14 protein-coding genes are annotated in these 13,609 nt (G+C 71.1%); 9 read left to right on the forward strand and 5 right to left on the reverse strand.

Going from position 1 to position 13,609, the window contains the following annotated elements; all coding sequences use genetic code 11:
- The first annotated feature begins 268 nt into the window (after positions 1-268).
- Genes ectA through thpD form a run of 4 tightly spaced genes read left to right on the forward strand, consistent with a single transcriptional unit; the run spans position 269 to position 3,390 of the window.
- Positions 269-787, forward strand: a complete 519-nt coding sequence (gene ectA / locus ACWC5O_RS18620; protein ID WP_450588409.1) for a diaminobutyrate acetyltransferase — start codon at positions 269-271, stop codon at positions 785-787.
- A 13-nt stretch (positions 788-800) separates the two neighbouring features.
- Entirely contained in the window at positions 801-2,072 is a 1,272-nt protein-coding gene (ectB, locus tag ACWC5O_RS18625; RefSeq protein WP_450588411.1) for a diaminobutyrate--2-oxoglutarate transaminase, read from the forward strand.
- 20 nt (positions 2,073-2,092) lie between these two features.
- Positions 2,093-2,497: an ectoine synthase gene (locus ACWC5O_RS18630; protein WP_450588412.1), complete on the forward strand. Its 405-nt coding sequence runs from the start codon at positions 2,093-2,095 to the stop codon at positions 2,495-2,497.
- 5 nt (positions 2,498-2,502) lie between these two features.
- Positions 2,503-3,390 carry an ectoine hydroxylase gene (thpD, locus tag ACWC5O_RS18635; RefSeq protein ID WP_450588414.1) on the forward strand — a complete coding sequence of 296 codons (888 nt, stop codon included), beginning with the start codon at positions 2,503-2,505 and terminating at the stop codon, positions 3,388-3,390.
- Positions 3,391-3,528: 138 nt separating this feature from the next.
- On the opposite strand, the gene ACWC5O_RS18640 is transcribed toward thpD, so the two are convergent.
- The 5 genes from ACWC5O_RS18640 to ACWC5O_RS18660 all read right to left on the reverse strand — a co-directional run bounded on the left by ACWC5O_RS18640 (position 3,529) and on the right by ACWC5O_RS18660 (position 8,229).
- Entirely contained in the window at positions 3,529-4,590 is a 1,062-nt protein-coding gene (locus tag ACWC5O_RS18640) for an aminotransferase class V-fold PLP-dependent enzyme (protein WP_450588416.1), read from the reverse strand.
- Between the two features lie 97 nt (positions 4,591-4,687).
- Entirely contained in the window at positions 4,688-5,413 is a 726-nt protein-coding gene (locus tag ACWC5O_RS18645) for a DsbA family oxidoreductase (protein WP_450588418.1), read from the reverse strand.
- Between the two features lie 75 nt (positions 5,414-5,488).
- The gene (locus ACWC5O_RS18650) at positions 5,489-5,989 is read right to left on the reverse strand and encodes an N-acetyltransferase family protein (RefSeq protein ID WP_450588420.1); all 501 of its coding nucleotides are present in this window, start codon (positions 5,987-5,989) and stop codon (positions 5,489-5,491) included.
- Between the two features lie 55 nt (positions 5,990-6,044).
- On the reverse strand, positions 6,045-6,653 hold the full coding sequence (locus ACWC5O_RS18655; protein ID WP_450588422.1) for a DUF1349 domain-containing protein: 609 nt from the start codon (positions 6,651-6,653) through the stop codon (positions 6,045-6,047).
- A 46-nt stretch (positions 6,654-6,699) separates the two neighbouring features.
- Positions 6,700-8,229 (reverse strand): aldehyde dehydrogenase (NADP(+)), encoded by a 1,530-nt coding sequence (locus ACWC5O_RS18660; RefSeq protein ID WP_450588424.1) that lies wholly within the window; start codon positions 8,227-8,229, stop codon positions 6,700-6,702.
- Between the two features lie 140 nt (positions 8,230-8,369).
- Here ACWC5O_RS18660 and ACWC5O_RS18665 point away from each other — a divergent pair, with 140 nt between their 5' ends.
- The 5 genes from ACWC5O_RS18665 to ACWC5O_RS18685 all read left to right on the forward strand — a co-directional run bounded on the left by ACWC5O_RS18665 (position 8,370) and on the right by ACWC5O_RS18685 (position 13,605).
- Positions 8,370-9,143, forward strand: a complete 774-nt coding sequence (locus ACWC5O_RS18665; RefSeq protein ID WP_450588426.1) for an IclR family transcriptional regulator — start codon at positions 8,370-8,372, stop codon at positions 9,141-9,143.
- A gap of 86 nt (positions 9,144-9,229) precedes the next feature.
- Positions 9,230-10,177 (forward strand): hypothetical protein, encoded by a 948-nt coding sequence (locus tag ACWC5O_RS18670; RefSeq protein WP_450588428.1) that lies wholly within the window; start codon positions 9,230-9,232, stop codon positions 10,175-10,177.
- Positions 10,174-11,418, forward strand: coding sequence for a sensor histidine kinase (locus ACWC5O_RS18675; RefSeq protein WP_450588430.1), 1,245 nt, complete (start codon positions 10,174-10,176; stop codon positions 11,416-11,418). Before ACWC5O_RS18670 ends, ACWC5O_RS18675 begins: the two co-directional genes overlap by 4 nt.
- The gene (locus ACWC5O_RS18680; protein WP_450588432.1) at positions 11,415-12,095 is read left to right on the forward strand and encodes a response regulator transcription factor; all 681 of its coding nucleotides are present in this window, start codon (positions 11,415-11,417) and stop codon (positions 12,093-12,095) included. The genes ACWC5O_RS18675 and ACWC5O_RS18680 overlap by 4 nt, the downstream gene beginning before the upstream one ends.
- Positions 12,096-12,150: 55 nt before the next feature.
- On the forward strand, positions 12,151-13,605 hold the full coding sequence (locus ACWC5O_RS18685; RefSeq protein WP_450588434.1) for a peptidoglycan D,D-transpeptidase FtsI family protein: 1,455 nt from the start codon (positions 12,151-12,153) through the stop codon (positions 13,603-13,605).
- Positions 13,606-13,609 lie beyond the last annotated feature (4 nt).

Below are 13,609 nucleotides of genomic sequence, written 5' to 3' on the forward strand. Positions count from 1 at the left end.
GCGGCCCCCTCAATTCACACGACCCACATTAATTCCGACCCCTATTTCCGGAATTCATTCCAGAACAGCTTCCCGTCTTCTTCTGCCCGCTTTTCGCGAGACTAAACAACAAGGTTTCGCAGGGATTTCCGGGCTGTGACACACTCCACATCGAGGGTGTTTTGTCCTGGTTTAACGTGGGACAACTCAGACATTCCGCCGACCCTGACCCCCGCCCCGGTCGACCCTCCCGTGCATTTCTGAATTTGCCTCGCTAAATTCCTGCCGCATGACTGCCCGACCAGCAGACCTGCTCATCGACCGACCGGCGGTGTCCGACGGAGCCACGCTCTGGCGGCTCGCCAAGGACTCGAAAACCCTCGACCTGAACTCCTCGTACAGCTATCTGCTGTGGTGCCGGGACTTCGCCGGCACCTCGGCGGTGGCGCGTGGCGCGGACGGCGAGCCCGTCGGTTTCGTCACCGGGTACGTGCGGCCCGACCGCCCCGGCACCCTGCTCGTCTGGCAGGTCGCCGTCGACTCCGCCCACCGGGGTCTGGGCATCGCCGCCGCCCTGCTGGACGGGCTGACCGCCCGGCTCACCGCCGAGCGCGGCATCACCCGCGTCGAGACCACCATCACCCCCGGGAACACCGCCTCCGAGCGCCTGTTCACCTCGTTCGCCGCCCGCCACGGCGCGGACCTGGCCCGCGAGGTGCTGTTCCCCGCCGACCTGTTCCCGGACGGCCCGCACGACCCCGAAGTCCTGTACCGCATCGGCCCGTTGACCCCCACCAACGCGCACTGAGGAGCGATTCACCGTGACCATCACCCAGCCCGACCTCAGCGTCTTCGAGACACTCGAGTCCGAGGTGCGCAGCTACTGCCGCGGCTGGCCCACCGTGTTCGACCGTGCGCAGGGCAGCCGGATGTTCGACGAGGACGGCCACGCGTACCTCGACTTCTTCGCCGGGGCCGGCTCACTCAACTACGGCCACAACAACCCCGTCCTGAAACGGGCGTTGATCGACTATCTGTCGCGGGACGGTGTCACCCACGGCCTGGACATGTCGACCACCGCCAAGCGGACCTTCCTGCAGACCTTCCAGGACCTGGTGCTGCGCCCGCGCGACCTGCCGTACAAGGTCATGTTCCCGGGCCCGACCGGCACCAATGCCGTCGAGTCCGCGCTGAAGCTCGCCCGGAAGGTGAAGGGGCGGGAGGCGATCGTGTCCTTCACGAACGCCTTCCACGGCATGTCACTGGGCTCCCTCGCCGTCACCGGCAACGCCTTCAAGCGGGCCGGCGCCGGCATCCCGCTGGTGCACGGCACGCCCATGCCGTTCGACAACTACTTCGACGGCACGGTCCCGGACTTCCTGTGGTTCGAGCGGCTGCTGGAGGACCAGGGGTCCGGGCTCAACAAGCCCGCGGCCGTGATCGTGGAGACCGTGCAGGGCGAGGGCGGCATCAACGTCGCGCGCCCGGAGTGGCTGCGGGCGCTCGCCGAGCTGTGCGAGCGGCAGGACATGCTGCTCATCGTCGACGACATCCAGATGGGCTGCGGCCGTACGGGCGCGTTCTTCTCCTTCGAGGAGGCGGGCATCACGCCCGACATCGTCACGGTCTCCAAGTCGATCAGCGGGTACGGCCTGCCCATGTCGCTGTGCCTGTTCAAGCCCGAACTCGACGTCTGGGAGCCGGGCGAGCACAACGGCACCTTCCGCGGGAACAACCCGGCGTTCGTCACCGCCACCGCGGCCCTGGAGACGTACTGGACCGACGGCTCCGCCATGGAGAAGCAGACCCGAGCCCGCGGCGAGCAGGTCGAACAGGCGCTGATCTCCATCACCGAGGAGAACCTCGCCGACGTGAAGGAGTACCGCGGGCGCGGTCTCGTGTGGGGCCTGGAGTTCCACGAGAAGAACCGGGCCGCGCGGGTCGCCCGGCGGGCCTTCGAACTCGGGCTGCTGATCGAGACGTCCGGCCCGGAGGGCGAGGTCGTCAAGCTGCTGCCCGCCCTCACCGTCACCGCCGACGAACTGGACGAGGGGCTGAGCATCCTCGCCCGTGCCGTGCGGGAAACCATCTAGCAAGGAGGCTGTGCACCACCGTGATCGTCCGATCGTTCAAGGACATCGAAGGCACCGACCGGCACGTGCGGGCGAAGTCCGGCACCTGGGAGAGCAAGCGGATCGTCCTCGCCAAGGAGCGCGTCGGCTTCTCCCTGCACGAGACCGTCCTGTACGCCGGGACCGAGACGTCGATGTGGTACGCCAACCACATCGAGGCGGTCGTCTGCGTCGAGGGCGAGGCCGAACTCAGCGACCACGAGACCGGGAAGACGTACACGATCACTCCCGGCACCATGTACCTCCTCGACGGGCACGAGCGGCACACGCTGCGGGTCAAGGAGGACTTCCGCTGCATCTGCGTGTTCAATCCGCCCGTCACCGGACGGGAGGACCACGACGAGAACGGCGTCTATCCCCTGCTCACCGAGCCCGAGGAGGTGTGACAACCATGACCACCGTCACCGACCTGTACCCCAGCCGCGGCCCCGCCGAGGCGACCGTCCCCCGCCAGGATCCGGTCGTCTGGGGCTCCCCGGAGACGCCCGGCCCGATCGCGACCGCCGACCTCCAGTCGTACGAGCGTGACGGGTTCCTCGCCATCGACCAGCTGATCACCCCCGACGAGGTCGAGGTCTACAAGGCCGAGCTGGACCGGCTGGTCGCCGACCCGGCGATCCGCGCCGACGAGCGCTCGATCGTCGAACCGAAGTCGCAGGAGATCCGCTCCGTCTTCGAGGTGCACCGGATCAGCCAGGTGTTCGCGAACCTGGTGCGGGACGAGCGGGTGGTCGGCCGCGCCCGGCAGATCCTCGGCTCCGACGTCTACGTCCACCAGTCCCGGATCAACGTCAAGCCGGGCTTCGGCGCGAGCGGCTTCTACTGGCACTCGGACTTCGAGACCTGGCACGCCGAGGACGGCCTGCCGAACATGCGCACGGTGTCCGTCTCGATCGCGTTGACCGAGAACCACGACACCAACGGCGGCCTGATGATCATGCCGGGCTCGCACCGGACGTTCCTGGGCTGCGCCGGGGCCACGCCCGAGGACAACTACAAGAAGTCGCTGCAGATGCAGGACGCGGGCACCCCGTCCGACGAGGCGCTGACCAAGATGGCGAGCGAGTACGGCATCCGGCTGTTCACCGGCAGGGCCGGCTCGGCGACCTGGTTCGACTGCAACTGCATGCACGGGTCCGGCGACAACATCACGCCGTTCCCGCGCAGCAACGTCTTCATCGTGTTCAACAGCGTGGAGAACGCGGCGGTGGAGCCGTTCGCCGCGCCGGTGCGCCGACCCACGTTCATCGGGGCAAGGGATTTCACTCCTGTGGGGTGAGCTGGATCCGGCCGGGGTCCGGGGGTTGCCCCCGGAAGACGCAGCATCGGAGCAAGGGACTTCACCCCGGTGAAGTACCCCCCAGAGCACCGGGCCGAGGCCTCCTCGTGTGGGACGGGAGGTCCCGGTCCGGTCCTGTCAGCCGGAGAGCGCGTCCAGCAGGCGGTCCACGTCCGCGGGCGTGTTGAACAGGTGGAAGGCCGCGCGCAGGTTGCCCGCGCGGTTGGAGACCTCGATGCCGGCGCGGCTCAGCCCGGGCTGGCGGCCGCCGAGCCCGGGGACCGAGACGATCGCCGAGCCGGGGGCGGGCACGGGCGCGTGGCCGAGGGTCGCGAGCCCCGCCCGGAACCGGTCGGCGAGGGCCACGTCGTGGGCGTGGACGGCGGCCACGCCGAGTTCCTCGATCAGTTCGAGGGAGCGGCGCAGCCCGGCGTAGTTGAACAGGGCATGGGTGAGGTCGAACCGGCGGGCGGAGTGGGCGAGTTCGCCGACCGGGCCGTAGCAGCTGTCCCACGGCTGCTCGGCCGCGACCCAGCCCGCGAGCAGCGGGGTGAGCCCGCCAAGGTCCTCGGGGACCGTGAGGAAGGCCGCGCCGTGCGGGCCGAGCAGCCACTTGAAGGAGACCGTGGCGGTGAAGTCGTAGGCGTCCGCGTCCATCGGGAGCCAGCCTGCAGCCTGGGAGAAGTCGACGTAGGTGCGCGCCCCGTGCGCGCGGGCGGCCTCCCGCAGGGCGGGCAGGTCGGCGATGCGGCCGTCGGCGGACTGCGCGGCACTGACCGCGACCAGCGCGGTGTCCGGGCGGACGGACTCGGCGATCCGCTCCAGCGGCACCGCGCGGACCTTGAGGTCGCCGCGGACGTGGAAGGGGTTCAGCACGGAGGTGAAGTCGTCCTCGGCGGTCAGGACTTCGGCCCCTGCGGGCAGCGAGGCGGCGATCACGCCGGAGTGCGCGGCGACCGAGGCGCCCGCCGCGACCCGGGTGGCCGGGACTCCGGCGATCCGGGCGTACCCGGCCCGGCAGGCCTCGACGTCCTCGTACAGCGAGGTCAGCGGACGCCCCTCGGCCTGCAGCAGCGCCGCCTCGTGCAGGGCGGCGACGGTACGGGCCGGCAGCAGGCCGGCGCCGGCGGTGTTGAGGTAGGTGGTCCTCGGGGTGAACTCGGCGCGGACGAGGCTCTCGAACGTCTCCGTGGTCTCCATGGGTCCACTCTGCGACCCGATGAAGTCGTAGTCCATTGCGGATTTTTACGTGGATCCACTCAGGAACGCTTATACGTCCGCGCCGACCTGCGGTTTCTCAGTGCTGCGGCACCGCGCACCCGTCCGGGCCGCAGACCGCCCCCTCGCCCTGGTCGCCCTGATCGACCAGCTTCAGCGGGGAATGCTCGCCCCAGGCCTGGGTGAGCGCCTGGGTGAAGACCTCGGCGGGCTGGGCGCCGGAGACGCCGTACGTGCGGTCCAGGACGAAGAAGGGCACGCCGTTCGCGCCGAGCTGGGCGGCCTCGCGCTCGTCGGCGCGGACCTCGTCGGCGTACGCGGCCGGGTCGGCGAGCACCGTGCGGGCGGCCTCGGCGTCCAGTCCGGCCTCGACGGCCAGCTCCACCAGCCGCTCGTCGCCCTCGGTGAACACGGACCGCTCCTCGGCGAAGTTCGCCCGGTACAGGATCTGGACCAGCTCGTCCTGCCTGCCCTGCTCCTTGGCGAAGTGCAGCAGACGGTGCATGTCGAAGGTGTTGCCGTGGTCGCGGTCCCGGGTGCGGTAGTCCAGGCCCTCGGCGGCGGCCTGGGCGCCCAGGTTGTCCTCGCCGGCCTGGGCCTGTGCCTCGCTCATGCCGTACTTCCTGGTGAGCATGGTGATCACCGGCTGGACATCGCCCTTGGCGCGGCCCGGGTCCAGCTCGAAGGAGCGGTGCACCACCTCGACGTCGTCGCGGTGCGGGAAGGCAGCCAGCGCCTTCTCGAAGCGGGCCTTGCCCACGTAGCACCAGGGGCAGGCGATGTCGCTCCAGATCTCGACGCGCATGTCTTCGGCTCTCTCCAGGTCGTACGGGCGCGGAGGCTCTCTCCGGCCAGTACGTGAACGTTCAATGAGCGACGGTCATTCCCCGGGCACGGAGAAGCGCAGGTTGAGGTGAAGGTGGCCGTCGTCCGGGTTCTCCGGGTCCGGAACCCAGCCCTGGCGGGCGTAGAAGGCCTGGGCACGGTGATTGTCGACGTGCACGTCGAGCACGGCCGTCCGCACACCGTCGGCCCGCCACTGCTCCAGGCAGGCGGCGTGCAGCGCGGTGCCGATGCCCTCGCGCCAGCGGTCGGGGTCGACGTGGAACTGGAACAGCTTGACCGTTTCGGCAGGGGAACCCTCCGGGATGCGGAAGGAGGCGATGCCCACCAGCCGGGTGTCGCGCACCGCGCACAGCACATGGCCGTCGGGGCGCGCGATGGCCTGCCGCCACCTGTCCGGCCAGTCGACATCGGTGTCCGGGAGGCCGTCCGGGTAGTAGGTGGACCGGGCTCGCACCATCAGGTCGGCGACGGCCTCGGCTTCGGCCGCCAGGGCAGTCCTGATCACCAGAGCGCCGCTCACGCGTTCATTGATCATGCAACGGAGGACGCGACGGCACCGGTCCCGGTTCCGTGCCGGCCGAACCCCGGCCTCAGCTGCCGTCCCGCAGATCGTCCGGCCAGCCGGGCCGGAACTCGATGTGGTCGTAGGTCACCACACAGCCCTCGCCCATCGGCGACTGGGTCATGAAGCCGATCAACGCCGCGCCGGTCTCCTTCTCCTCGCCGAGGGTGAAGAGCCGGACGAAGGTCCAGCGCTCGCCGTCCCGGGAGGCGTGGAAGGCGAAGGCCCGTCCGGTCCGGCTGACCCGCAGCCACACCGAACTCCCCTCCACGGTGAAGGAGTTCGCGTCGTCGGAGTGTCCCCGGGTGACCACCGTGCAGACGGTGGGCACGTCCGGGGAGTACTCCAGACAGAGCTTGGCCCAGGCGCGTTCGCCGACGTGGACGTAGAGCACTCCGGCGTCGAAGGCGGCGCCGAACCCGACGGTGACCCGCGCTATCAGCCGGAAGTCGCCCTCGGGCGCCCCGAGCAGCCGGGGCGCGTCGGAGGCGGGCTCCAGGGCCTCACCGGTGGGCGTGACGAACCGGTCCTGCCGGGGCCCGGCCCACCCGGTGAGCACACCCCCCTCATAGGACCAGTTGCCGTCGGGCCCGTAGGTGCGAAGAGGGAAAGGGAGTTCGGGAAGTTCCACGTCCATTGCGCGAGTCTCGCAGGTTCCTTTTTCCTCCGTCTCGTGAACGCGTTCAGCGCTCGAGGCCGCCGTTGAACCGCCGCGGGAGCCCCAGCGGGTTGTCGTCCCGCAGCTCCGGCGGCAGCAGGGCCTCCGGCGCGCCCTGGTAGGTGACGGGCCGCAGCCACCGCTCGATGGCCGTACCGCCCACGGACGTGGAGGTGGAGGTGGTCGCCGGGTACGGACCGCCGTGGTGCTGGGCCGGGGCCACGGCCACGCCCGTCGGCCATCCGTTCACCAGCACGCGCCCGGCCAGCGGAGTCAGCTCCGCGAGCAGCTCGGCGCCCCGGCCCTCCCCGGCGGCCTCCTCGGCCGACAGATGGACGGTCGCCGTGAGGTTGCCCGGCAGCCGCGACAGCACCGCCGTCGCCTCGCCCTCGTCCTCGTACCGGACCACCACGGTCACCGGCCCGAAGCACTCCTCCAGCAGCAGGTCGTACGCGCCCGCCTCGGCCAGCCTGCTCGCCGGCACCGTGAGGAATCCCGCGCTGACCGTGTGCTCGCCGCCCGCGCCCGGCGTGACCGGCGAGTCCACCTCGGGCAGCTGCGCCCGCTCGGCGACACCCGCGACGAAGTTGTCCCGCATGCGGTGGTCGAGGAGGACACCCGCGTCGGTGTCGCTGACGGCGTCCGTGAGCGCCTTGACCAGGCCGTCGCCCGCCGCGCCGGACGGCACCAGCACCAGGCCCGGCTTGACGCAGAACTGGCCGACGCCCAGCGTCATGGACCCGGCGAGACCGGACCCGATCGCCTCCGCCCGCTCGGTCGCCGCCGCCTCGGTCACCAGGACCGGGTTCAGCGAGCCCAGCTCACCGTGGAACGGGATCGGCACCGGGCGCGCGGCGGCCGCGTCGAACAGGGCACGCCCACCGCGTACGGATCCGGTGAAGCCCGCGGCCGTGACCAGCGGGTGCCTGATCAGCTCGACGCCCGCCTCGAAGCCGTGCACCAGGCCGACGACCCCCTCGGGGATGCCGTGCTCGGCGGCGGCCCGGCGCAGCACCTTGGCGACCAGCTCGGACAGGGCCGGGTGGTCGGGGTGGGCCTTGACGACCACCGGGCAGCCCGCGGCCAGCGCGCTCGCGGTGTCGCCGCCCGCGACGGAGAAGGCGAAGGGGAAGTTGGAGGCGGAGTAGACGGCCACGACACCCAGCGGGACCTTGTAACGACGCAGGTCCGGTATGGGCGGGGTGGCGGTGTCGTCGGGGTGGTTGATGATGACGTCCAGGAAGGCGCCCTCGTCGACGATGTCGGCGAAGGCCCGCAACTGGAACGCCGTACGGGCGAGTTCGCCGGTCAGCCGGACCGGGCCGAGGGCGGTCTCGGCGTCGGCGGTCTCGATCAGAGGGTCCTTCGCCGCGTCCAGGCCTGCCGCGGCCGAGCGGAGGAAGGCGGAGCGGACGGTGCGGTCGGCGAGGGCACCGCGCACCGCGTGTGCCGCCCGGACGGCCGCGTCCACCTCCTGGGCTGTGGCCTCCACCGCAACCTGTTCACGCTGCTTCCCGGTGCGCGGGTCGACACTCCAGACTGGTGCTGCTGCCACCGCGGGTCCCTCCAAGTAAGGCCGCACTTCCTGGGTCAACCATCAGCCGCGTTCGATATACTGAACACTGTCTCTGATGATGAATACGCTGCTCGGAGACTATATATCTAGGCTCTCGTCGAACGAAGGGGTCAGGGGCGATGTCGGCAGGCGAGACAGGCGGCGGGTCGCAGGTCAAGTCCGCGGTGCGGACCGTTGAATTGCTCGAGTACTTCGCCGGCAAGCCCGGTATGCACTCCCTCGCGGCCGTCCAGGAGGCCGTGGGCTACCCCAAGTCCAGCCTGTACATGCTGCTGCGCACGCTCGTGGAGCTGGGCTGGGTGGAGACCGACGCGACGGGGACGCGGTACGGCATCGGGGTGCGGGCACTGCTCGTGGGCACCTCCTACATCGACGGCGACGAGGTGGTGGCGGCGGCCCGCCCGACCCTGGACCGTCTCTCCGACGACACCACGGAGACCATCCACCTGGCCCGCCTCGACGGCACGAACGTCGTCTACCTGGCCACCCGCCAGTCCCAGCACTACCTGCGCCCCTTCACCCGCGTCGGCCGCCGGCTGCCCGCCCACTCCACGTCCCTCGGCAAGGCGCTGCTCGCCACGCACACCGACGAGCAGGTCCGCAAGCTCCTCCCGGAGACCCTCCCCGCCCTGACCGAGCACACCATCACCGACCGCGAGAAGCTGATCGAGGAACTGCACCAGGTCCGCGAGCAGGGCTTCGCCGTGGACCGCGAGGAGAACACGCTCGGCCTGCGCTGCTTCGGCGTGGCGATCCCGTACCGCACCCCCGCCCGCGACGCCATCAGCTGCTCGGTCCCGGTGGCCCGCCTGACCCCCGCCCACGAGCAGATGATCAAGGACGCCCTGTTCGACGCGAGGGACCGCCTGACGCTGGCCACGCGGAGGCTGTGAGGAGGACGGCGTCTCCGCCGAGCGGCGGAGACGGATCGTCGTCGCGCAGGAAGTGGGCCGGCCCTTGGGCGCGGGAGCGTTGAGGCATGACTTCCTCAACCGCTGCCGACGCCACCAGCCTGCGGCTCCGCCCCGTGCTGCGGCTCGTCGCCATCGTCTCCTGTCTGCCGTACCTGTCCCTCAAACTCGCCTGGATCTGCGGGAGTCGTCTCGGTATCCCGGAGGGGAGTCCGTTGCTGGAGCACCGGATGGTCATGGCTCTGGCCAACGGGCTCACCGTGCTCATGGACGCCGCTGTCATCGTGCTGGCGCTGTTGCTGACCCAGGCGTGGGGGCGGCGGGTGCCCGCCTGGGTGCTCGCGGTGCCGATGTGGGTCGCCACGGGGCTGCTCGCGCCGATCATGGTCGGGTTCCCGCTGCAGATGGTCGTGCACGGGGGTACGGACAGCGGTGACGACCGGCCGTTCCTCGACGGATGGGTGTTCGGGGTCGTGTACGGGGGGTTCATCGTGCAGGGGCTCGCTCTGGGGACGCTGTTCGTCGGGTACGCCCGCGAGCGGTGGGGCCACCTGTGGCGGGGGCGGGTGTGGGAGCTGCCCGAGCACAGCACGGCGGCCGCACAGCGGACAACCGCCGTGACGGCGGCGCTGCTCGCACTCTTCCCGGGCACGCTGCGGCTGCTGTGGGCCTGCGGGTTCACGGCCGGGCGGAACATCGGCGGCGGCCGGCTCATGGAGGTCGTCTTCGCCGGCTTCCTCGCCGCCGCCGTCGCCGGCGCCTGGCAGCTCGCCTTCCGCCGCGGCCGCCCCCTGCCGGTCTCCGTGCCGCTCGCCCTGGCCTGGGTCGGCTCCGGGGCGGTGGCCTGCTGGGGCGGCTGGATGGCGCTCAGCGCCCTGGTGACCTCCCACGATCTCGCCGAGCGCCCGACACCGGCGATGAGCCTCACCTACGCTGTTCAGATGATCGTCGGCCTGCTCGTGGCGACCGTCGCCGCCCACCACTTCGCGGACCGGTCGGCCAGGACCCCGCGGTGACCAGGGCGTGGGGACTCCTGTTCGGCGGGCGGGCCCGGCGCCGCTGGATCCATCTCGTCCTCGGCGGCGCGCTCGCCATGCCGTACGTTCTCGTCGGCTCGGTGATCGTCGGCCCGCTCACCGGTGTGGACGACGTGTTCGGGTCCCTGCCCCTGCAACTCGGTTCGTTCGCGGTCGGGTTGCCGCTCGCCACCGTGACCTCGCTCTTTCCGCTGACCCGCCCGCTGGAGGCCGGCGCCGCACGCGCCCTGTGCGGCATCGAGGCGGACGCCCTCGCCCACGGCCCGGCCCGGACGCGGTCCGAACGGAGGCGTACGGCCGCCTGGTTCACACTGCATCTGGGCCTCGGCGGGATCATCTCCGGGATGTCGCTGGCCGTACCGCCGTTCGCGGTGTTCCTCATGATGCTGCCCCTGTTCCAGGGACTGCGCGACACCCGGCTCGGCACGCCCGAAGTCCTCGACCAGGGCTGGGCGTTGGCGCTCTGCCCGGTCGCCGGCCTCGCCATGCTGCTCGCCCTCGCCGCCTGCGTCGCCGCCTGCGGGGCACTGCTCGCCCACTGGGCACCGGTCCTGCTCGGGCCGAGCCCGGCGGACCGGCTCGCCGCGGCCGAGGCCCGCGCCGCCGACCTCGCCGTACGCAACCGGCTCGCCCGCGAGCTGCACGACTCCGTCGGACACGCGCTGAGCGCCGTCACCCTGCAGGCGAGCGCCGCCCGCCGCGTCCTCGACACCGACCCGGACTTCGCCCGCGAGGCGCTGGCCGCCATCGAGGACACCACCCGGCGCACGGTCGGCGAACTGGACGCCGTACTGGGCGTGTTGCGGGACGGCGACGCACCGGGCGCCGCCCCCGCCCCGACCCTCGCGGCCGATCTGGACGGGCTGCTGCGCCGGACCCGGGCGGCCGGGCAGCGCGTGACGGCCACCGTCGACACCGGCCCCGCCGCCCTGCCCCCGCTGGTCTCCCGGGAGGCGTACCGGATCGTCCAGGAGGGTCTGAACAACGCCCTCAAGCACGCCGGCGAACCGGTCGCCCTCCGCATCGCCATCGCCGACGGCCACCTGGACATCACCGTCGAGAACCCCGTCGGCGCCTGCCCCGCTCCCCGCCCCGGCGGCGGCCACGGCCTGCGGGGCATCGCCGACCGGGTACGGCTGCTCGGCGGTGTCTGCCGGGCGGGGGCCGAGAACGACACCTGGCGCCTGCACGTCCGACTGCCTCTGAAGGGATCCACGTGACCGACGAAAGGGCGGGCACGACCCGGCCCGCCATCCGGATCGTCCTCGCCGACGACGAGCGCATGGTCCGCACCGCCCTGCGCGCCATTCTCTCCGCCGAGCCCGGCCTCGAGGTGGTCGGCGAGGCGGCGACCGGCGCCGAGGCGGTGTCCGTCGTCCGGGAGCTGCGTCCCGACGTCGTCCTGATGGACGTCCGCATGCCGGAGGTCGACGGCATCCGGGCCACCGAGCAGATCCTCGCCACCCTCGACGAACCGCCCCGGGTCGTGGTCGTGACCACCTTCGAGAACGACTCCTACGTGTACGACGCGCTGCGCGCCGGAGCCGCCGGATTCCTGCTGAAGCGGGCGGACGCCGACGCGCTCGTCCAGGCGGTACGGCTGGTCGCGCGCACCGACAGCCTGCTGTTCCCGTCGGCCGTACGCGCCCTCGCGGCCGAGCACGCGCGCACCGTGCCCGCACCCCCGGCGTGGGTGAGCAGGCTCACCGGACGGGAGAGCGAGGTGCTGCGGCACATGGCCGCCGGGCTGACCAACGCGGAGATCGCCCGGCGCATGGACGTCGGCCCCGCCACCGTCAAGTCGCACGTCGCGGCGGTGCTGGCCAAGACGGGCGCCCGGGACCGGACACAGGCGGTGATCGCCGCGTACGAGGCCGGTTTTCTGAACGTGCGATGAGAAAGCGGGACGTACGGGAACGATCGCCCTCGTCCCGGTCGTCTTCACGAGCGGCATGAACAAGACGATCAGGCGGGCGTCCGTCTTCGCGCTGCTGCTCGTGCTCGCCCTGCTGGTCAGGGCGACCTGGGTGCAGTTCTACGACGGCAAGGCCCTCGCGGACGACAACGACAACCGGCGGAACGTCATCGAGACGTACTCACAGCCGCTCGGGAACATCATCGTGGCCGGAGACGCGATCACCGGCTCGGCGCGGACGAAGGGGAGCGACCTCGCGTACAAACGGACGTACAAGAACGGCAGGCTGTACGCGGCGGTGACGGGCTACGCCTCGCAGGCCTACGCCCCGACCCAGCTGGAGGGCATCTACCAGGACCTCCTCAACGGCACGGACAACCGGCTCAAGTCCGTGATGGACACGGTCACCGGTGAGCGCGCCGACCCGGGCGACGTGCTCACCACGATCGACCCGGCCGTGCAGAAGGCGGCGTACGACGCGCTCGGCGACAACAAGGGCGCGGCGGTCGCCATCGACCCGAAGACCGGCAAGATCCTCGCCGTGGTGTCGACCCCGTCGTACGACCCCGCGCAGCTCACCGACGCGAACACGGCCGGGGTGGCCTGGAAGAAGCTCAACGCGGACAAGGACAAGCCGCTCACCAACCGGGCGCTGCGCCAGCCGCTGCCGCCGGGCTCGACGTTCAAGCTGGTCGTGGCGGCCGCCGCGCTGGAGGACGGGCTGTACGAGAACGTGGACGAACGCACCGACAGCCCGGACCCGTACACCCTGCCGGGCACCACACGGGTGCTGGACAACGAGAACAAGTCGGCCCCGTGCAAGAACGCGTCGATCCGGGTCGCCCTGCGCTACTCCTGCAACAACGTCTTCGGCAGGATGGCCGTCGACCTCGGCCAGGACAAGGTGAAGGCGATGGCCGAGAAGTTCGGCTTCGACGACGACGCGCTGGACGTGCCGGTGCGGGCCTACGCCAGCGTCTACCCCTCGAACATGGACAAGGCGCAGACCGCCCTGTCGGGCATCGGCCAGTTCGACGTCACCGCCACCCCGCTCCAGATGGCCATGGTGTCCGCGGCCATAGCCAACGGCGGCAAGCTGGTCTCGCCGCACATGGTGTCGCAGATCACCGACAGCGGCGGCGATGTGCTGAAGGACTATGACGACAGCGCCGACACCAGGGAGATCGTGAGCTCCTCCACCGCCGAGCAGTTGCAGTCGGCGATGGAGACGGTGGTGAAGGACGGCACCGGTACGAACGCGCTGATCGACGGGGTGACCGTCGGCGGCAAGACCGGTACCGCCCAGCACGGCGAGAACAACAGCAAGACGCCGTACGCCTGGTTCACGTCCTACGGCAAGTCCGACAGCAGCGGCAAGGAGGTCGCCGTGGCGGTGATGGTGGAGCAGTCGGATGCGGCCCGGTCCGAGGTGAGCGGCAACGGGCTGGCGGCGCCGGTGGCGAAGGCGATGATGCAGGCGGCACTCAAGTAGCCGA

Source organism: Streptomyces sp. NPDC001450, assembly GCF_053597295.1.